Source organism: Streptomyces sp. TLI_171, from assembly GCF_003610255.1.
Taxonomy (GTDB): domain Bacteria; phylum Actinomycetota; class Actinomycetes; order Streptomycetales; family Streptomycetaceae; genus Kitasatospora.
In genome coordinates this window covers 5365570-5385730 of sequence record NZ_RAPS01000001.1, presented here as the reverse complement: position 1 = coordinate 5385730, position 20161 = coordinate 5365570, and the positions used below count along the sequence as shown (strand labels likewise).

The 20161-nt window shown below is 72.3% G+C and carries 16 protein-coding genes; 2 read left to right on the top strand and 14 right to left on the bottom strand.

Annotated features, from left to right (window positions below):
• Positions 1 to 161: 161 nt before the first annotated feature.
• The 9 genes from BX266_RS24380 to nrdR form a co-directional block, all read right to left on the bottom strand.
• Complete coding sequence (locus tag BX266_RS24380) at positions 162 to 1133, bottom strand: carbohydrate ABC transporter permease (RefSeq protein ID WP_099903099.1); 972 nt, start codon at positions 1131 to 1133, stop codon at positions 162 to 164.
• Positions 1130 to 2155, bottom strand: coding sequence for a carbohydrate ABC transporter permease (locus BX266_RS24375; protein ID WP_099903097.1), 1026 nt, complete (start codon positions 2153 to 2155; stop codon positions 1130 to 1132). Before BX266_RS24375 ends, BX266_RS24380 begins: the two co-directional genes overlap by 4 nt.
• Positions 2156 to 2232: 77 nt before the next feature.
• Positions 2233 to 3600 (bottom strand): ABC transporter substrate-binding protein, encoded by a 1368-nt coding sequence (locus tag BX266_RS24370; RefSeq protein ID WP_180290592.1) that lies wholly within the window; start codon positions 3598 to 3600, stop codon positions 2233 to 2235.
• Positions 3601 to 3787: 187 nt separating this feature from the next.
• Positions 3788 to 4354: a Clp protease N-terminal domain-containing protein gene (locus BX266_RS24365; protein WP_099903095.1), complete on the bottom strand. Its 567-nt coding sequence runs from the start codon at positions 4352 to 4354 to the stop codon at positions 3788 to 3790.
• A 1-nt stretch (position 4355) separates the two neighbouring features.
• Positions 4356 to 4586: an RNA polymerase subunit sigma-70 gene (locus BX266_RS24360; RefSeq protein WP_099903093.1), complete on the bottom strand. Its 231-nt coding sequence runs from the start codon at positions 4584 to 4586 to the stop codon at positions 4356 to 4358.
• 63 nt (positions 4587 to 4649) lie between these two features.
• Positions 4650 to 5408 (bottom strand): SDR family oxidoreductase, encoded by a 759-nt coding sequence (locus tag BX266_RS24355; protein ID WP_099908257.1) that lies wholly within the window; start codon positions 5406 to 5408, stop codon positions 4650 to 4652.
• A gap of 86 nt (positions 5409 to 5494) precedes the next feature.
• Entirely contained in the window at positions 5495 to 5920 is a 426-nt protein-coding gene (locus BX266_RS24350; protein WP_099903091.1) for a hypothetical protein, read from the bottom strand.
• A gap of 464 nt (positions 5921 to 6384) precedes the next feature.
• Positions 6385 to 9267 carry a vitamin B12-dependent ribonucleotide reductase gene (locus tag BX266_RS24345; RefSeq protein WP_099903089.1) on the bottom strand — a complete coding sequence of 961 codons (2883 nt, stop codon included), beginning with the start codon at positions 9265 to 9267 and terminating at the stop codon, positions 6385 to 6387.
• Between the two features lie 161 nt (positions 9268 to 9428).
• The gene (nrdR, locus tag BX266_RS24340) at positions 9429 to 9905 is read right to left on the bottom strand and encodes a transcriptional regulator NrdR (protein WP_099903087.1); all 477 of its coding nucleotides are present in this window, start codon (positions 9903 to 9905) and stop codon (positions 9429 to 9431) included.
• Positions 9906 to 10340: 435 nt separating this feature from the next.
• Between nrdR and lexA the strand changes: the two genes are divergently transcribed.
• Entirely contained in the window at positions 10341 to 11066 is a 726-nt protein-coding gene (lexA, locus tag BX266_RS24335) for a transcriptional repressor LexA (protein WP_099908251.1), read from the top strand.
• A gap of 95 nt (positions 11067 to 11161) precedes the next feature.
• Here lexA and BX266_RS24330 read toward each other — a convergent pair whose 3' ends face one another.
• From BX266_RS24330 to BX266_RS24310, 5 genes are read right to left on the bottom strand one after another with little or no spacing between them, the layout of a single operon-like run.
• Positions 11162 to 13249, bottom strand: a complete 2088-nt coding sequence (locus tag BX266_RS24330; protein ID WP_259464830.1) for an ATP-dependent DNA helicase — start codon at positions 13247 to 13249, stop codon at positions 11162 to 11164.
• Between the two features lie 13 nt (positions 13250 to 13262).
• Complete coding sequence (locus BX266_RS24325; protein WP_399170351.1) at positions 13263 to 15038, bottom strand: IucA/IucC family siderophore biosynthesis protein; 1776 nt, start codon at positions 15036 to 15038, stop codon at positions 13263 to 13265.
• On the bottom strand, positions 15019 to 16422 hold the full coding sequence (locus BX266_RS24320; RefSeq protein WP_099903085.1) for a lysine N(6)-hydroxylase/L-ornithine N(5)-oxygenase family protein: 1404 nt from the start codon (positions 16420 to 16422) through the stop codon (positions 15019 to 15021). The genes BX266_RS24325 and BX266_RS24320 overlap by 20 nt, the downstream gene beginning before the upstream one ends.
• 6 nt (positions 16423 to 16428) lie before the next feature.
• Complete coding sequence (locus BX266_RS24315; protein ID WP_099903083.1) at positions 16429 to 16974, bottom strand: GNAT family N-acetyltransferase; 546 nt, start codon at positions 16972 to 16974, stop codon at positions 16429 to 16431.
• Entirely contained in the window at positions 16971 to 18731 is a 1761-nt protein-coding gene (locus tag BX266_RS24310) for an IucA/IucC family siderophore biosynthesis protein (protein ID WP_099903081.1), read from the bottom strand. The genes BX266_RS24315 and BX266_RS24310 overlap by 4 nt, the downstream gene beginning before the upstream one ends.
• Before the next feature lie 258 nt (positions 18732 to 18989).
• Between BX266_RS24310 and BX266_RS38840 the strand changes: the two genes are divergently transcribed.
• Complete coding sequence (locus BX266_RS38840; protein ID WP_180290591.1) at positions 18990 to 20120, top strand: serine protease; 1131 nt, start codon at positions 18990 to 18992, stop codon at positions 20118 to 20120.
• Positions 20121 to 20161: the final 41 nt, after the last annotated feature.

Genomic DNA, 20161 nt, shown 5'->3' with positions numbered 1-20161 from the left:
GCTCCGACCCCGGCGCGTCCGCAGAACCCTCACATACAACCACGACTTCCGGCCAACTCGAAGTCGAACGCTCCGCATCCGATCATTTTGTCCGAACATCAACAAGCGGGCCCCGCCGCGTTCAACACTTGTCCGCAGCGGGGCCCGTGGCTGACGGGGGCTCAGCCCTTCACCGACCCGGCCAGCAGGCCCCGGACGAAGTAGCGCTGGAGGGCGAAGAACACCGCCAGTGGCACGATCATCGACACGAAGGCACCCGCGCTGAGCAGCTCCCAGCGACTGCCGTCCGAGCCGGACAGCTGGGCGAGTTTCGAGGTCATCGGCGCGACCGTCGGATTGCCGCCGGCGAAGGTGAGCGCCACCAGCAGGTCGTTCCACACCCACAGGAACTGGAAGATCGCGAACGAGGCCAGCGCGGGGGCGCTCAGCGGCAGCACGATGGAGCGGAAGATCTTGAAGTGCGAGGCCCCGTCCACCACCGCCGCCTCCATCAGGTCCCGCGGCAGCTGGGCGATGAAGTTGTGCAGCAGGAAGATCGCCAGCGGCAGCGCGAACATCGTGTGGGTCAGCCAGACCGGCACGTAGGTGTCCTTCAGGTTCAGCGCGGGGATCACCGCGACCGAACCGATGTGCGCGCCGCCGGAGAACAGTCGCAACAGCGGGATCAGCGCCATCTGCAGCGGCACCACCTGCAGCGCGAAGATCACGAAGAACAGGGTGTCGCTGCCCCTGAACTTGACCCAGGCCAGCGCGTACGCCGCCATCGCGGCCAGCACCAGCGGGAAGACCGTGGCCGGGATGCTGATCGCCACCGAGTTGATCAGGTACGGCATCAGGCCGCCGACGTTGCCGAACGAGTTGTCGAACAGCACCGACCGGTAGTTGTCCAGGGTGAGGTCGGGGTGGACGAACGCCTCCCACCAGCCGGAGGACACCACGTCGCCCTTGGGCCGCAGCGAGGTGACCAGCAGGCCGACGGTCGGGATCGTCCACAGCGCGGTGAGGGCGACCACCGCGATGCTCGCCAGCGGGCTGCTGAAGGCGCGGCGGACGGCCTTGGCGGGCGGCAGGTCCGGCTTGGCGGCGGCCTCGGCCGGCTCGGGAGCCTGGTCGAGCGCGGACTGGGAGCTCATCGGGTCGCACGCTCCTTGCGCAGCAGGGCGATGTTGTAGATCACCAGGGGGACCACCGCGAGGAAGAGGATCACCGCGAGGGCGCTGCCGCGGCCGATGTTGTACTGCTCGAAGCTCTGCGAGTACATCTCGTTGGCGAGCACCTGGGTGCCGAAGTTGCCTCCGGTCATGGTGCGGACGATGTCGAAGGCCTTCAGCGTGATGATCATGATGGTGGTGAGCACCACCACCAGGGTGGTGCGGATCATCGGCACCGTGACGTGCAGGAACAGCCGGAGGCCGGTGGCCCCGTCGAGCCGGGCGGCCTCGGTGATCTCGTCCGGGATGGCCTTGATCGCGGCGGACAGCACCACCATCGCGAAACCGGTCTGCACCCAGACCATGACGCCCATCAGCAGGAAGTTGTTCAGCGGCTGGGACAGGATCCAGTTCGGCGGGTTGTCCCAGCCGAGCAGCACCGCGAGCTGGCTGAGCAGGCCGACCTGGTTCTGTCCGGCGCCGCGCGACTCGTACACCAGCTTGAAGATCAGCGAGGCGGCCACCAGCGAGACCGCCATCGGCATGAAGATCAGCGACTTGTAGATCGCCTGCCCGCGCATCCGGTCCACCATCATGGCCAGCGCCAGGCCGAGCCCGGTGGCGACCAGCGGGGCCACCACCAGCCAGATCAGGGTGTTCAGCAGCACGCTGTGGATCGGCGAACTGGTCGCCGCCCACCCGTAGTTCTTGCCGCCGACGAAGTTCAGCCCGTCGGCGTCGTAGAAGCTCAGCACCACGGTGCGCAGCAGCGGCACCACCAGGCCGGTGAGCAGCAGCAGGACCGCAGGGCCGAGCATCAGCACGACGGCCAGCGGCCGGGAGAAGCGGCCGGTGGCGCGGCCGGCCACGAAGAACACGGCCAGCAACACGCCGACGAAGCCCAGGACGGCGCCGGCGGTGTTGCCGAACTTGATCGCCGCGTCCTGCCACAGCGAGTCGGCGAGCTGCAGCGCCGGCCCGGCTGACCGGGGATCGGTGTGCATGCGGAGGGTCCTTCCTCAAGGCATGGGGAGGGGCAGCGCGGGCGGGTGCGGCCCGCGCTGCCCGGGGGGGCGACTTCCTACGGCCAGGCCGAGTCGATGTCGCCGGCGGTCTTCTGGATCGACTGGCCCTCGGCGAACCAGGCGGTGAGGGCCTTCCACTCGGCGCCGGAGCCGACGGCGGCGGGCATCAGGTCGGAGGCGTCGAAGCGGAAGGTGGCCGCGGGGTCGGTGAGCGACTCGGCGGACAGCTTGTCGATCGGGTCGGTGTACAGGCTCTTGTCCACGCCCTGGTTGGCGGAGACCCAGCCGGGCGAGACCTTGACCCGGCTGCTGGCCCACTCCGAGGTGGACAGGTAGTTCTGCACCGCCTGCACCTCGGGCCGGTCGGAGAACGCGGCCAGGAACTCGCCGCCACCTTCGACGGGGCTGTTGACCTGCGCGTTCACCGCGGGCAGGTGGAAGGCGAAGACGTCGCCGTCCGGCCCGATGCTGGTGCCCTTGGGCCACTGCGCGCGGTAGAAGGACGCCTGCTGGAGCATCGCGCACTTGTTGCTGAGGATCGGGGTGCCGGCGTCCTGGAACGTGGTGGTGGCGATCGACTTGACGTCGCCGAAGCCGCCGTTCACCCAGGCGGGGTTCTGCATCCAGTCGCCGACGGTCTTCATCGCCGTGGTGATCTTCTCGTCGGAGAACTTCACCTTGTGGCTGACCCACTGGTCGTAGACCTCGCCGCCGTAGCTGCCGAGGACGACCTCCTCCAGCCAGTCGGTGGCCGGCCAGCCGGTCGCGGTGCCGGAGCCGATGCCGCCGCACCACGGCTTCGCCGCGCCGGTCTGGGCGATCTTGTCGCTGAGCGCCATCAGCTCGGCCCAGGTCTTCGGCACCTCGTAGCCGGCGGCCTTGAACGCCTTGGGCGAGTACCAGACCAGGGACTTCATGTTGGCGCTCATCGGCGCGGCGTAGAACGTCCCGTTGACCGAGCCGTACTCCTTCCAGACCGGCGACCACTTGTTCTCGTTGTCGACGGTCTGCTGCGGCGGCTTGACCACCTTGCCGGACTTCACCATCTGGGTGAGCAGGCCGGGCTGCGGGATGATCGCCAGGTCGGGTGCGTTGCCGCCGGTCACCCGGACCGGGAGCTGCGACTCGAAGTCGTTGGAGCCCTCGTAGACGATCTTGATGCCCGTACAGTTGCTGAAGTCGGCCCAGGACTTCTCCAGCGAGTCCGACTCCGGCGAGAGGATCGACGCGTACATCGTCACCTTGGTGCCGGAGTGGCCCGCGTACGCCTGGTACTTGGCGCAATCCCCGGTGAGGGCGGCCGCGGACGAGCCGCTACCGCCCCCGGAGGACGAGCTGTTCGAGCAGGCGGCGGTCAACGCCAGTGCCAGAACAGCCGGTACGGCCAGCAGCCGGCGGCGTCCAGTGGTCACGGGGGTGGTCAATGCGGGTCCTCCTTGCCAGGGCATGGGCATGCCAGCCTTACGAAAGACAGAACAACGCTGCGCCGTACCGGAGATGTGATCTGTACCCAGCGATCGCTGGCTCAAAGACGTTAACTCACCGGTTACCCCACGCCAAGGAGCGCGTTCGACCTTCATCGGCCAGCGCCCCAGTTGTGACCCCACCGTGTTACGACGCCTCCGGCACGCCCCCCACCAGCAGCGCCTCGGTCTCCCGCTCCAGTTCGGCCAGGTCGACTCCGCGCACCCGCAGCAGCCGCGCGCCCAGGCCGCCGCCCTCCCGGACCAGCCCGAGCAGCAGGTGGCCGGTCTCGATCCGCCGCACCCGCTGCCCGCCCGCCGCGCGCAGCGCCAGCACCAGGACCTGCCGGGCCCCCTCGCCGAACCGCGGCCCGCTCCACCGGGACCGCTTGACCGGCGCCGGGGCGTCCAGCGCGCCCGGGCCGAAGGCGGACTCGACGGCCTCGCGCACCGCGTCCAGGTCGATGCCGATCGCGGCCAACGCGATGCCGTCCCGCTCCGGGTCGGGGCCGCCGACCGCCTGGGCGACGGCCTGCCGGCCGGCCGCCAGGTCCAGCCCGTGCCGGCCGAGCAGCCGGGCGACCGGGTCCTGCGGCTGGGCCAGCAGTCCGAGCAGCAGGTGCTCGGTGCCCACCCGCTCGTGCCGCAGCCGGTCCGCCTCCTCCGCGGCCAGCTCCACCGTCCGGCGGGCGGCCCCCGCGAATCGTTCGAACATCTCAGTCCCCTCCCCGCTCGGCGGTGCGCCGCGCGTACTTCTTGTGGACGGCCTGCCGGGTCACGCCCAGGCAGACCGCGATCTCGTGCCAGGACCAGCCCTTGCCGCGGGCGTTGCCGACCTGGAGTTCCTCCAGCCGGTCGGCCAGGTCGCGCAGGGCCCGGACGGCGCGCAGGCCGGTCGCCGGGTCGCCGCTGCTCGCGTCTGCCGCGAGCTGTCTCGTCTCGCTCATGGTGTCAACATAGGTTGACACCTCGGGAGGTGTCAACCATGGTTGACACGAGCCGCTGTCCGTTCAGGCCCCGAACCGCTCCGCCAGGAACTCCTCGAAGGTGATCCGGCCCGCCGCCTGCCCGGGCGCCAGGTTGCCGCCCGCCCGCAGCGCCTTCACCGCCGCACCCGGCAACGGCAGCCGCAGCACCGGCCGCCGCCGCCCGCGGGCCCGCAGGAACGCCGCCGCCAGCGCCTCCACCGGGCGGGCCTGCGGCCCGCCGAAGTCCGCCACCCGCCCGGCGGGGCGGCCCTCCGCGAGCTGCGCCAGGCGCTCCGCGACGTCGCGGACGTCCACCGGCTGGAACGCCACGCCGCGCGGCACCACCAGCACCGGGGGCTTCGACAGGCCGTCCAGCATCCGCAGCAGCAGGTCGTGGAACTGGGTCGCCCGCAGCACCGTCCAGCCCAGGCCGGACTCCACCACCAGCCGCTCGCACTCCGCCTTCGCCCGGTAGTAGTCGAGCGGCACCCGGTCCACCCCGACGATCGACACGTACAGCAGGTGCGCCACCCCCGCCCCCTGCGCCGCCTCCACCAGCCGGCGGGTGGCGTCCACGTCCCGCTTGCCGTTGGTGGTCGCGCAGTGCACCACCGCCCCCGTCCCCGCCACCGCCGGCTCCACCCCGCGGCCGGTCACCAGGTCCCCGACCGCCCAGCCGTGCTCCCCCGGCGTGTGCGCCTGCCGGCTCAGCACCCGAACCGGACACCCCCGCGACAGCAGCCGGCGCACCACCACCCGCCCCAGCGTCCCCGTCCCGCCGGTCACGAGTATCGGCCGCATCGCGTCGTCCCAGTGCTCCGCCACACCCCCAGCCTGCCTGCCGCCCCCGCCACCGGCAGCCCGGCCCACGCACCCGGGGGAACGGATCAGTACTCGCAGTCCTCCGCGAGCTCCTCCCAGGGCAGCTCGGCCAGCCCCGGCACCGCCTCGGCCGGCGCGGACAGCTCCGGGCCGGGCTGCCACCAGACCACCACCAGCTGCGAGAAGTCGGCGTCCGCCCGCCGAGCCGGGCGGCTGCTGAACAGGCCGACACAGCGCACCGCGGGCAGCCGCTCCTCCGGGCCCAGCCGCCCCTGGTACCCGTCCTCGGGCTGCTCCCGCACCGGCTCCACCAGGTGCACCGGCAGCGACGGGTACTGCCGCGCGGCGGCGCCCCGCAGGTACTCGACGTTCCAGTCGTTGACCCGAGGGCACGGGTAGCCCTCCAGCATGCCCCCGTACGTGCTGGACATCTTCACCTCGTCGAGACGGATCGAGCGGCCGGAGGACAGCAGCACCTGAGTCAGCGACATCCCCGGAGGCTACCGGCCCGCGGCCCGGCCGGGGAGCGCCTCACATGTCTTCCGGCCACCGGTGGCCGAGCGCCTCCGCGCAGTCCGCCCGGCCGCCGCAGCCCGCGGCTCACCGGCGGGAACGGGCAGTTCGACGGTGAACTGCAGGAACGGCTCGGCACCGCGGAGCTCGGGCGCGGCCGGGTGCCAGAACCACAGCTCGATCCGGTCCGGGCTGCTGCGGCCGACTCCACACGGCGTCCAGCTCGCTCTCCCAAGTGGCCAGCAGCTCCGGGCGGCGGACGAGTTCGGCCTTCAGCAGGCGGCCGACGCCGCGCGCGGGCCAGTCCTCGACGCCGCTGCCGGCACGGTCGAGCTCCGCCGCGCACTGCTCGGCGTCAAAGCGGAGCGTCGGCGGGTTGTGCCGGAACGCGCGCGGGGCGCCGACCGGAATTCCGGTCGGCGCCCCGCGGGGTGACGGCGTGTCAGCTGCAGCCGCTGGTGGAGCCGCAGCCCTCGCAGAGGTAGCAGCTTCCGGCGCGGCGCATCTTGGTGCCGCAGGAGAAGCAGAGCGGGGCGTCGGCGTTCAGGCCGAGGCGGATCTCGGCGAGTTCGGTCGAGTTGTGCGCGGCCGGGGCCGGCTTGGGCTGCTCGACGACCGGGAGGGCGACGTGCGGCTTCTCGGGGGCGAGCGGGGCGGACTGGGCGAGCCCCTCGACGTCGAGGTCCTCCTCGATCGGCTCGTAGGAGCCGGTCTCCAGGTGCCGGGTGCGCTCCTCCACGGAGTGGATGCCCAGCGCGGAGCGGGTCTCGAAGGGCAGGAAGTCCAGCGCCAGGCGGCGGAAGATGTAGTCCACGATGGACTGCGCCATCCGCACGTCCGGGTCGTCGGTCAGGCCGGCCGGCTCGAAGCGCATGTTGGTGAACTTGGCGACGTAGGTCTCCAGCGGGACGCCGTACTGCAGGCCGACCGAGACGGCGATGGAGAAGGCGTCCATCATGCCCGCCAGGGTCGAGCCCTGCTTGGACATCTTCAGGAAGACCTCGCCGAGGCCGTCGTCCGGGTAGGAGTTGGCGGTCATGTAGCCCTCGGCGCCGCCCACCGTGAAGGAGGTGGTGATGCCGGGGCGGCCCTTGGGCAGGCGCTTGCGGGTCGGGCGGTACTCGACGACCTTCTGGACGGCGGGCGCCGCGGCGGTCTCCGCGGGGGCCGCGACCGCCGCCGGGGCCTTGGTCTTGGCCGAGAGCGGCTGGCCGACCTTGCAGTTGTCGCGGTAGATCGCGAGCGCCTTGACGCCGAGCTTCCAGGCCTGGAAGTAGATCTCCTCGACGTCCTCGACGGTGGCGTTCTCCGGCATGTTGACGGTCTTGGAGATCGCGCCGGAGATCCACGGCTGGATCGCGGCCATCATCCGCACGTGGCCCATCGGGGAGATCGACCGCTCGCCCATGGCGCAGTCGAACACCTCGTAGTGGGCGGTCTTCAGGCCGGGCGCGTCGACCACGTTCCCGTGCTCCGAGATGTGCGCGACGATCGCCTCGATCTGCTCGTCCTGGTAGCCGAGGCGCTTCAGGGCGCGCGGCACGGTGCCGTTGACGATCTGCATCGAGCCGCCGCCGACCAGCTTCTTGAACTTGACCAGGGCCAGGTCGGGTTCGACGCCGGTGGTGTCGCAGTCCATCATCAGGCCGATGGTGCCGGTCGGGGCGAGCACCGAGGCCTGCGCGTTGCGGAAACCGTTCTGCGCGCCGAGGCGGACGACGTCGGACCAGGTGGAGTTGGCGACGGCCCACACCGGGGAGTCCAGGTCGTCCAGCGGGGCGACCGCGGCGGAGGCGTCCGCGTGCTGCTTCATGACCCGCTGGTGCGGGGCGGCGTTGCGGGCGTAGCCGTCGTACGGGCCGACCACGGCGGCGAGTTCGGCGGAGCGGCGGTAGGCGGTGCCGGTCATCAGCGAGCTGATCGCGCCGGCCAGCGCGCGGCCGCCCTGCGAGTCGTAGGCGTGGCCGGTGGCCATCAGCAGGGCGCCGAGGTTGGCGTAGCCGATGCCGAGCTGGCGGTAGGCGCGGGTGGTCTCGCCGATCTTCTCGGTCGGGAAGTCGGCGAAGCAGATGGAGATGTCCATCGCGGTGATGACCAGCTCGACGACCTTGGCGAAGGTCTGCGCGTCGAACGAGTCGTCGTCGCGCAGGAACTTCATCAGGTTCAGCGAGGCGAGGTTGCAGCTGGAGTTGTCCAGGTGCATGTACTCGGAGCACGGGTTGGAGGCGTTGATCCGGCCCGACTCGGGGCAGGTGTGCCAGTGGTTGATCACCGAGTCGTACTGGATGCCCGGGTCGGCGCAGGCCCACGCGGCCTCGGCCATCTTGCGGAACAGGCCCTTGGCGTCGACGGTCTCGATGACCTCGCCGGTCATCCGGGCGCGCAGGCCGAAGCCGGCGCCGTTCTCCACCGCGGTCATGAACTCGTCGTTGACGCGGACCGAGTTGTTGGCGTTCTGGTACTGGACGGAGGTGATGTCGTCGCCGCCCAGGTCCATGTCGAACCCGGCGTCGCGCAGCGCGCGGATCTTCTCCTCCTCCTTCACCTTGGTCTCGATGAAGGCCTCGACGTCCGGGTGGTCGACGTCCAGCACGACCATCTTGGCGGCCCGGCGGGTCGCGCCGCCGGACTTGATGGTGCCGGCCGAGGCGTCGGCGCCGCGCATGAAGGAGACCGGGCCGGAGGCGTTGCCGCCGGAGGAGAGCAGTTCCTTGGAGGAACGGATCCGGGACAGGTTCAGGCCCGCGCCCGAACCGCCCTTGAAGATCATGCCCTCTTCCTTGTACCAGTCGAGGATCGAGTCCATCGAGTCGTCGACGGCGAGGATGAAGCAGGCGGACACCTGCTGGGGCTGCTGGGTGCCGACGTTGAACCAGACCGGCGAGTTGAAGCTGAACACCTGGTGGAGGAGGGCGTGGGTCAGCTCGTGCTCGAAGATCTCGGCGTCGTCGGGGGTGGCGAAGTAGCCGTGCTTCTCACCGGCGGCGCGGTAGGTCAGCACCACCCGGTCGATGATCTGCTTCAGGCTCCACTCGCGCTGCGGGCTGCCGACCGCGCCGCGGAAGTACTTGCTGGTGACGATGTTGACCGCGTTGACCGACCAGAAGTCGGGGAACTCCACGCCGCGCTGCTCGAAGTTGATCGACCCGTCGCGCCAGTTGGTCATCACGACGTCGCGGCGCTCCCAGGTGACCGCGTCGTACGGGTGGACCCCAGGGGTGGTGTAGATGCGCTCCAGGCGCAGCCCCGCCTTGGGGCCCTTGGCGCCCTTGGCGGCCTTCTCCGACTTCGACCCGCGCGCGGAACCGCTCGTGGTGTCTGTCATGCCTTGCTCCTCCTCCTGGGCAAACGCCCGAAGTGCCCGGAAAAGTCCGGGCACGACTGGTTCGTTCAGCAGTGCGCGGGCAGGGCTGAACCCGGCCACGGCACACGGGTACTGCGGTGACGTAAGGAAAGTGAAAAGGGGGGTGAACGGTGCGGGCGCCGCTAGGGCACGGGCACCGGTTCGGGGACCGCGGGACGGTCGGAGCGCAGCTCCGCGATCGCGGTCTCGAAATCCTCGAGGTTGTCGAAGGCGCGGTAGACCGACGCGAACCGCAGGTACGCGACCACGTCCAGCTCCTTCAGTGGGCCGAGTATGGCCAGTCCGACGTCGTGCGTCGAGAGTTCCGCGCTGCCGCTGGCCCGCACGCACTCCTCGACCCGCTGCCCCAGCTGGGCCAGCGCGTCCTCGGTGACCGGGCGGCCCTGGCAGGCCTTGCGGACGCCGGAGATCACCTTCTCGCGGGAGAAGGGCTCGGTGACGCCGCTGCGCTTGATCACCATCAGGGTGGCGGTCTCGACGGTGGTGAACCGTCGACCGCAGTCCGGGCACTGGCGGCGGCGGCGGATCGAGCTTCCGTCGTCGCTGGCCCGACTGTCCACGACTCGGCTGTCCGGATGCCGGCAGAAGGGGCAGTGCACCTGGAACTCCCTCCCTGCGACCCGACGGCGAACAACTCGCAACACTCTACCTGAACACAAGACCTGTGCCCGAGCGAGGACACTAGCCACTAGATCTTGTGTATGACACCTCGCCACGCCGGGCGAACGAGTGACTTTCGGGGACAGCGCGCTCCGGGAGCCCATAGACTGTTCGAGTCGAACATGCAATCGACTTACACCCGGAGGCTTGATCAAGTCAGCCAACCTCGAATAAGTTCACTCGAACGTGTGTTTGGCGCAACCTTTCGATAGAGGCACCAGTTGAGCTGGGCAGATGGAGCACCAGTCGAGAGGGTCGTCGCGATGTCCACCCCCAGCGCCACCAGCGTCATGCACACCGTCGAAGCCAAGACCGCCATCCCGGTGCAGGAGCGTTCCGCGCGCACCACTGACCAGGAGAGCATGGATCAGACCATGAGCCGTAGTCAGCCGATCGAGGAAACCCCGCTCGGTGTGCCCACCCCCGTCGTCCGCTCCCTCCCCGGCCGCCCGCCCGGCATCCGCACCGACGAGGCCGGCCTGACGGAACGCCAGCGCCGTGTCATCGAGGTCATCCGGGATTCCGTGCAGCGCCGCGGCTACCCGCCGTCCATGCGCGAGATCGGCCAGGCCGTCGGCCTGTCCTCGACCTCCTCGGTCGCGCACCAGCTGATGGCCCTGGAGCGCAAGGGCTTCCTCCGCCGCGACCCGCACCGCCCCCGGGCGTACGAGGTCCGCGGCGTCGAGGTCGCCCGTCCCGCCGCGGCGGAGACCTCCGGCCGGCCCTCCACCTCCTACGTCCCGCTGGTCGGCCGGATCGCGGCCGGCGGCCCGATCCTGGCCGAGCAGACGGTGGAGGACGTGTTCCCGCTGCCCCGTCAGCTGGTCGGCGAGGGCGAGCTGTTCGCGCTCACCGTCAAGGGCGACTCGATGATCGAGGCCGCGATCTGCGACGGCGACTGGGTGACGGTGCGCCGCCAGCCGGTCGCGGAGAACGGCGACATCGTCGCGGCGATGATCGACGGCGAGGCCACGGTGAAGCGCCTCAAGCGCGAGGACGGCAAGATCTGGCTGATGCCGCACAACGCGGCGTACGAGCCGATCCCGGGTGACAACGCGACGATCCTGGGCAAGGTGGTGGCGGTCCTCCGCCGCCTCTGAGCAGCGCCCGGCTCCGGATCGGCCCGAGGAGAGGGTTCTCTCCTCGGGCCGATCTCTGCTTTCGCGGGCCGTTGCCCGCGCAGGTGCCCGCGCCCCTATCGGGGCCTGACGGGGGGTGCGGCGGCGTCGATGGCGGCCAGCGAGCGGCGGACCTGGTTGCGGTCGGTGGTGTACCAGAAGTCGGGCATGGAGGAGCGGAAGAAGCCGCCGTAGCGGGCGGTGGCGAGGCGGGGGTCGAGGACCGCGACCACGCCCTTGTCGTCGGCGGCGCGGACCAGGCGGCCGGCGCCCTGGGCCATCAGCAGTGCGGCGTGGGTGGCGGCGACCGCCATGAAGCCGTTGCCGCCGTGCGCCTCGACGTCCTTCTGACGGGCGCTCATCAGCGGGTCGTCGGGGCGCGGGAACGGGATCCGGTCCATGACGACGAGTTGGCAGGCGGAGCCGGGGACGTCGACGCCCTGCCAGAGCGAGAGGGTGCCGAACAGGCAGGTCCTCGCGTCGGAGGCGAAGTCCCGGATCAGCTCGCCGAGGGTGTCCTCGCCCTGCAGCAGGATCGGGACGTCGAGCCGCTCCCGCAGGGTCTCCGCCGCGGTCTGGGCGGCGCGCATCGAGGAGAACAGGCCGAGGGTGCGGCCGCCGGCCGCGCCGATCAGGTCGGCGAGTTCGTCGAGCATCTCGGGCCGGTCGGGCTCCCGGCCGGGCGGCGGCAGGTGCTTGGCGACGTAGAGGATGCCCTGCTTGGGGTAGGTGAACGGGGAGCCGACGTCGAGGCCGCGCCAGTACGGCGGGGCGTCCTCGCCGATCTCGGCGGCGGGCCCGTCGGGGGTGCGGTGGTCGGGCAGCCGGGTCTCGCCGGGCAGGCCGAGGCTGCCGGCCACGCCGTTGAAGTCGCCGCCGAGCTTCAGCGTGGCGGAGGTGAGGACGACGGAGCGCTCCCGGTACAGGTTCTCCCGGAGCAGCCCGGAGACCGACAGCGGGGCGACCCGCAGCGAGGCGGTGCCGAGGCCGAAGCGGTCGGAGCGCTCCACCCACATCACGTCGTACTCGGACTCGGAGAGCAGCCGGTCCGCGGTCTCGTGCAGGGTCTCGGCGGAGGCCATGGCCTGCTTGCGGACGGCGTCCTCGTCGCTGAGGCCCTTGTCGCGGGTCTCGCCGAGCGAGGTGATCACCTGGCGGGCGGCGTCGCGGATGCCGGCGACGGCGTAGCCGAGGTACTCGGGGAGTTCGTCGAGCTGGCCGGGCTGGGCGGTCTCCATCAGGCCGTGGAAGTTCTCGGCGGCGGCCTGCAGGGCGTCGACGGCCTTCTCGTTGGCGAGCTTGGCAGCGCGCTTCACGGCCCGGTTGACGGCGCCGACGGTGAGTTCGGCGGTCGCGGCGCCGGTCACCCGGTTCACCAGTTCGTGGGCCTCGTCGATGATCAGCAGGCCGTGCTCGGGGAGGACGGGGGCGCCCTCGATCGCGTCGATCGCCAGCATGGCGTGGTTGGTGACCACCACGTCGGCCAACTTGGCGCGTTCCCTGGCCTGCTCGGCGAAGCACTCCTGGCCGTAGGCGCACCGGGAGGCGCCCAGGCACTCCTTGGAGGTGACCGAGAGCTGGGCCCAGGCCTTGTCGGACACGCCGGGGGTGAGGTCGTCGCGGTCGCCGGTCTCGGTCTCGCCGGCCCACTCGCGCAGGCGCAGCACGTCCTGGCCGAGCTTGCCGGTGGGGCCGCCGAGGGCGTCGACCGGGTCGAACAGGCCCTCGCCCTCGTCGCTCGGGGTGCCCTCGTTGGCGCGGTGCAGGCACAGGTAGTTGGAGCGGCCCTTGAGCATGGCGAACAGCGGGCGGCGGCGCAGCGTCGGGTGCAGGGCGTCGACGGTGCGCGGCAGGTCGCGTTCGACCAGCTGGCGCTGCAGGGCGAGGGTCGCGGTGGCGACCACCACGCGGTCGCCGTGGGCGAGGGCGGGCACCAGGTAGGCGAGGGACTTGCCGGTGCCGGTGCCGGCCTGGACGAGGAGGTGTTCGCCCTCGTCCACGGCGGCGGCGACGGCCTCGGCCATCCGGACCTGCCCGGGGCGCTCCACGCCGCCGACGGACTCGACGGCGGCGTGCAGCAGCTCCGGGATGCGGGAGGCGGGGACCGGCGCGGGGGCTTCGGCCGTCTCCGGGCCGCCGGGCAGGGGTGCGGTGTCGTTCGTCATGACGCCCCCAAGCCTACGGGGCGGGAGTGACAATTCCGCGCCGTTGGACCGGGAGGTGGGCGGTGCTGTGCAGCGGGTTGTCGACCTGGCCGTGGACGGCGGCGTGCGGGCGGTCGGGCCGGTCGCGGTAGCCGTCGAGCAGCAGCCGGTTGCGGTTCAGGCAGAGCCGGTCGATCCGCGGCGTGAACAGGTCGAACAGCCGGTGCCGGTCCGCGAGTTCGGGGAAGCGCTGCTGGCAGTCGAGGATCCGGTCCCGCAGCAGCTCCCAGAACTCGACCTCGGGCAGGTCGAGTTGGTCCTCCAGGAGCGGCGCGAGGTAGCGCAGCACGCCGATGAAGAGGCCCGAGTGCAGGAACTGGCAGAGGTAGTCGGGGCCCTCCCGGTTGAGCACCTCGGCGATCTCGGCGGGCAGGTCGGCGAGTTCGGGCAGCGGCCGGTCGCTGAGGTTGACGTCGTCGACGAAGTCCTTGACGGCCAGCCGGACCGGCACGTCGTGCTGGTCGAAGACCACGATGGCGTTCTCGCCGTGCGGGGAGAACACCAGCCCGTAGCGGTACAGGAAGTGCAGCAGCGGCGGCAGCATCGCGGCGAACAGCCGCCGGACCCACTCGCGCGGCTCCAGTCCGGAGCGCTCGACGAGTTCCGCGGCCAGCGCGCGGCCGTCGGCGCCGGTCTGCAGCAGGGCGGCCAGGGTCCGGCCGCGCTCGCCGGGCTCCAGGTACCGGCCGAGGGGTTCGCGCCAGATCGCACCGAGCAGTTCCTTGTACTGGTAGGGAGCGTCGGGCAGGTCCCGGTACAGCGGGTGCTCGACGGTGACGGAGGCGATCTCGCCGAGCAGGATCACCCGGCACTCGTCGCGCAGGTACGGGTCCCGGTCGCGCAGCCCGTGGATCCAGGCGGTGACCGCGGGGGCGGCGAGCGCGCGTTCGGTGGGCAGGCCGCGCCAGACCAGGGTGTTCAGGATCGCCAGCGGCAGCTTCACGGTGCAGCGGTCGGGGCGGCTGAGGTTGAAGAAGCTGCGGATCGACTGCTGGGGCAGCCGCAGGTCGCCGTCGCTGGGCAGCGGGACGATCCGGCCGTCGGCGATCCACGGCGCGAACAGGCCGACCACGGTCTCGTCCCACTGCCAGGGGTGCACCGGCAGCAGGTGGAACTCGTGCGCGCGCTCGCCCAGTTGGGCCCGGAACGCGGGGTCGAGCTCGGTGTCGTAGATGCCCGGGTCGCCGCGGAAGGCCGCCAGGTCCTTGTGCACGGCCAGCCAGGGCAGCGTGCGGGGCAGCCGGGCCTCCGGGGTCCAGCGGGCGGCGTCGGTGGCGGAGAAGCCGAGCCGGCCCTTGTTGGCGACGATCCACGGGTGGCCGGTCTGCCGGCCCTCCAGGGCGACGTGGTCGAGGTCGGCGAGTTCCGCGGCGGTCAGCGCGGTGGCGTGCAGGTGCGCGTCGGCGATCAGGGTGGCGGTCAGCTCGCGGACCAGGTGGCCGGTGGTGTCGCCGCTGAGCCCCAGGGTGTGCCGGGCCTGCTGCAGGAAGCGCAACGGGTCGGCGCCGCCCTCGATCGACCCCGGGTCGACCCGCCAGCTGCCGTACGCGCCCCGCCGGGCGGTGAACCGGTAGACGGCGTCCGGGAGTTCCAGCAGGTACTGGTCGCCGGCCCGGCGCGGGTGGAGCAGTTCCTCGTAGGCGAACTCGCCGAGGAGTTTGGCGAGCATGGCGCGTCCGGCGGCCTGCCAGTGCTCGGTGGTGAGCTGGGGCGGCAGGTGGAGTGCGGAGTCAGCGGCTGGCTGCGGCACGCTCGGTTCCTTCCTGGGGTCGCGGGAGCCCCACCGGGGCTGCAGGTGGCGCACATGCTGGGGCGGAGGGTGGGAGGAACGTGGTCCAGGCGGTGCGGTGGGGCAGCGGGTGGAGCGTCTTGCCCGCGACGGCGTTGAGGATCACGGCGGCGCGGTGCGCGCCGAGTCCGAGGTCCGGGGTGCCGACTCCGTGAGTGTGCAGCTCGGCGTTCTGGACGTACAGACCGCCGGTGAGTTCGGGCTTGGTGGCGACCCGGTGGTCCAGGTCGACGCGGTAGCGCCCCTGGGCGTCCCAGTCGATCAGCTCGGCGATCGGGTCGAGCGCGGCGGGGCGGACCGCCCGGTAGCCGGTGGCGAGCACCACGGCGTCGGTGCGGACCAGGTGGCCGCGGCCGGAGTCGGCGTGCCGGCAGTGCAGTTCGAGGCCGCCGCACGGGCCCGGGGCGGCCTCGGCGACGGCGGTGCCGGGGAGGATCTCCACCGGTTCGGCGTCGATCGGCCGGCCGACGGTCCGCTCGTACAGGTGGTCGTGGATCTCGGCGAGGGTCTCCGCGCTGGCGGCCTTGTGCAGCTGCCACTGGGCGGGGACCAGCGCGTCCCGGACCTCCGCCGGCAGGCCGTGGAAGTAACGGGTGTAGTCCGGGGTGAACTGCTCCAGGCCGAGCTTGGAGTACTCCATCGGGGCGAGCGCCCTGGTGCGGGTGAGCCAGCGCAGCCGGGTGCCGTCGCCGGCCCGCCGGCGCAGCAGGTCCAGGAACACCTCGGCGCCGGACTGGCCGGAGCCGACCACGGTGATGTCCCGGGCCCCGTCGAGCACCTGCCCCTTCGTCAGGTAGTCGGCGGAGTGCAGCACGGCGGGGTGGGCGCGCAGCGGGGCGAAGGCCTCGGGCCGGGCGGGCTCGGTGCCGGTGCCGAGGACCAGGTGGCGGGCCCGGTGCACCGCGCCGGCGGCGTGCACCAGGTAGAGCTGCTCCTCGGCGTCCCAGTGCACGGCGGTGACGGGGCTGTCGAAGCGGCAGTTGGGGAGGCGCTCGGCGGCCCACCGGCAGTAGTGGTCGTACTCGCGGCGGGGCAGCTGGAAGCGCTCGGCGAAGTAGAACGGGAACAGCCGCTGCTGCTCGCGCAGGTAGTTGAGGAACGACCACGGATTGGTGGGGTCGACCAGGGTGACCAGGTCGGCGAGGAACGGGACCTGCATCCGGGCGCCGTCGACGAGCATGCCGGGGTGCCAGCGGAACTCGGGTCTGGCGTCCAGGAACAGCGCGCTGATCGCCTCGGCCCGGTCGGCGAGCGCGGCCAGCGAGAGGTTGAACGGGCCGATGCCGACGCCGATCAGGTCGTACGGCTCGGGTTGCTGGCCCGTCGGGTCGTCGTGGGCAGTCATGGGGTCCTAGGTGTCCGAGCGCCGGCGGATCATCAGGGCGGCGCGCTTGTCGGGCAGGTCGAGGTCGGCGGCGCGGCTGAACCCGGCGCGGGCGAACGCCCGGACGGACGGCGTGTTGCGGACGTCGGGTTCGGCGAGCACCCGGGTGCAGCGGGGTTCGCGCTGCAGCAGCCGGGCGGCGATCGCGTCGAGGAACGGGGCGGCCAGGCCCCGGCCGCGGGCGGCGGGGCCGAGCAGTAGGTGCACGCCGAGGTCGTACGGGCGGGCCGGGTAGTGCGCGGCCAGCGGGTCCAGGTCGGCGCGGTACAGCTCGAAGTAGCCGGTGGGCCGGCCGTCCAGCAGGGCGAGGACGGGGCGGCTGCGGCCGTCGCCGTCGAGCTGCGCCGCCAGGTGCGCGGCGGTGGTCCCCGGCGGGCCCGCGAGGGCCCACCAGCGGTCGGTCCCGGGGTCGTTCATCCAGTCGGTGAGCAGGTCCAGGTCCGTGGGCAACTCCACGGTGCGCAGGACGAGTTCACCGGCCGGGGTGGCGAGCGGGCCGAGCTCGGGAATCACGCCCGGGCCACCGGGTTGTCGATCTCCACGTAGACCGACTGGGTCTCCACCGGGCCGACCAGCTCGTCCAGGCCGTGCAGCCGGGTCAGCAGGTTGGCCTTGCAGCGCAGCGTGCGGGCCTCCAGCAGGTGGGCGGGCAGGCTCGATCCGGTGGCGGCGGCCGCGGGGCCGGACAGGAAGCGGCGCAGCGCGGCCAGCAGCAGGTTCTCGTCGGCGAGTCGCTGCGAGCCGAAGGCGCCGATCAGACCGAGCACGTGGTTGATGCCCAGGTAGTAGGCGAAGCGCTCGTCGGCGACCGCGTCGGGCACGAAGGTGTCGCTGTGCGCGCCGAGTTCGGGCAGCCGGGTGCGCAGCCGGGCGGCGTGCGAGTCACGGAAGTAGTAGCCCTGGTTGTCGCGGTAGCGCCCGCCGGTCGGCCAGCCCTGGGCGTCCAGCAGGACCAGGCTGTTCTGCTGGTGGGCCTCCAGGGCGATGCCGGCCTGCCCGTCCAGCCAGAGGATCGGCAGCACCACGGCGTCCAGGTAGCGCAGGAACCACTCGGTGGCGACGGTCTGCACCGGGCGGCCGGTACGGGCGGCCAACTCGCCGAGGATGTCCGCCAGTTGCGAGTCGAGCCGGCCGATGGGCTGCTCGGCCACCAGACCGGCCACGCACAGCGCCCGGTCGGCTGGGCCGAACGGCATCCGGCGCAGCACGGTGTCCAGGCCGTTCGGGTCGGCCAGCGCGGGGTGGTCGACGCCGATCCAGGCCGGGTCGCGGACGATGTCGAAGCCGGGGTGCGCGGCCTGCCACTCGCGGGCCAGCCCGGACTCCAGCAGCCGGTGCACCTCCGCGCCGCGGTGGAGTTCCTTGCGCAGGTTCTCCCGGCGGGAGTTGGTGATCCGCAGGCCCAGCGAGAGCTTCAGCATCCACGGGGTGCCGGGGCGGCAGACGGTGCGCACCGAACTGGTCGGGTGCCAGGGCTCGCCGTGCTGGCCGAGGTCGGTCAGCAGGCCCTGCTCCAGCAGCTCGGCGACCGCCGGACGCAGCGCCAGCTCCCGCGCCTGCCAGGGGTGCAGGGGCAGGGCGGCGGCGGCGTCGGGCAGCTCGCCGCCGTACAGCCCGGCGGTCAGCCGCTCGACCGGGGTGCCGGTGGCGCTGTCGCCGGCCAGCAGGGTGCGGTCCACCGCCCACCAGTGCAGCCGGAACGAGCCGTGCAACTCCGGCGAGTACGCGGCGGACTGGGCCGGGCCGAGGCCGTCGCGGCTCTTCGGGGTGGGGTGCAGCGGGTGGCCGAGCAGCAGCGCCTGCTCGGCCCGCAGGAACGGGTCGGCGGGTGCCCGGGAGATCGCCCGGCGGTGCGCCAGGATCTCCGCGGTGCGGCCGACCGAGTCGGCCACCCGGGCGGTCAGGTCGGCGAGTTGGCCGGGTTCGGGGCGTCCGGTGGCGCCGGCGACCAGGGCGGCGACGGTGACCGCGTCGACCGGGTGCTCGGCGTTGCCGGTGGACACCGTGGCGGGCCCGAACCGGTGCCAGCCGCACGCCGACCAGTGGTGCACCGGCGCGGACAGCTGGGCGGCCCCGCCGAGCACCGGGATGCGCAGCAGGTCGCCCTCGGGCCGGCCGGCCGCGGTCTCCCGGGCCCAGCAGCGCAACAGGCTCTCGGTGGCGGCGTGTTCGGCGGCCACGGCCGGATCCGGATCGAGCAGCGGGTCCGGGGTGGGGTGTCCGGCCGCCGGCCGGACGGCCGGGGGAACGCCGGTGAGGGTGGTGGCCAAATCCGCTCCTTGAGCCGCGCGATTGCCTTCAGGTAAGGGTTACCTATCCGCCGGGGCCGGGCACAAGATCGGCTCACTCGATCCGGTGGTTCTGGAGCGATCGCTCACCCGACGGTGTGACGCTGCGGCACCCTGACGGCCCGTCACCGTCACGGTTCGATGACTTGCCGTCAACAGGAGCGCACCGGCCGCGGCCCCGATCCACCCGGATGGAAGACTGTCCCCGGGGACAGTCCGCGCAGGGGGGGATCGGGTTCGATGGCCGGAGCACGGGGGGTGGTGGCCGCGCTGACCGCGGCCGCCGTACTGCTGGGCGGCGCGACCGCCTGTACGTCGACCGGCGGCGGGGGTCCGCGCGGCCCGGGAGACCTGCGGCACTGGGGGTTCGCCGACTGGGACGCCTGGGCGAAGCGCCACGGCTTCCACAACCCCGCGGTGCCCGGCCTGTGGAGCGCCGACCGGATGGACCAGGCTCCGCCGCAGCAGCCCGCGTCGCTGCCGGACGGGCCGGACACCGCGCCGACCGCCCCCACCGCGTCCGCCGCCTCGCCCGGCGCGTCCACTCCCGCCGCCTCCGCCGCGCCGTCCGCCTCCGCCGCCAAACCGGGCGGGGTGCCGCCGGTGCAGGCCAGCGCGGTGCCGCGCCCCTACACCAGCTACCCGGCGTCCGGGAAGGTCTTCATGACCGCCCCGAGCGGCGGCACCGGCCAGTGCTCGGCCACCGTGGTCGCCGACCCCGGCCACCCGGGGAGGAGCAACCTGGTGTGGACGGCCGCGCACTGCGTCCACGAGGGCAAGGGCGGCGACTGGTACCGGAACCTGGTGTTCGTTCCGGCCTACAACAGCTCCGGCGCGGCCAGCGACCACCAGCGGGCCACGCTCGCCCAGGTCGCCCCGCTCGGCCAGTGGTGGGCCGACCAGGTGGTCACCTCGCCGCTGTGGACCACCGAGGGCACCAAGGGCGGGGACGCCGCCAACCAGTACGACTTCGCCGTGATCAAGGTCCGCGGCCCCGAGGGCGAGACCCGCTCGCTGGAGGAGGTCATCGGCACCGCGGTGCCGGTCTGGTTCGACGCCCCGCGCGAGCAACTCGCCGTCCAGGCCTGGGGATACCCGGCCGTCGCCCCGTTCGACGGCCAGGAGCTGGAGCGCTGCGACTCCGGGCGCCCGGGCTCGCGCAGCTTCGACACCACCCGCCCGGCGATGCTGGTCATCGGCTGCACCATGACCGCCGGCGCCTCCGGCGGCGGCTGGTTCGCCGACGGTCCCGACGGCCGGCAGCGGCTGGTCAGCAACACCTCGATCGGCACCCAGGCGCACACCGCGCTCAACGGGCCCTACCTGGAGGGCGTGGCCCGCCAGGCGCTGGACTACATCTCGCGGAAGTGACCGCACCCGCGGAAGTGACCCGCCGTCACCTACCGCCGCCA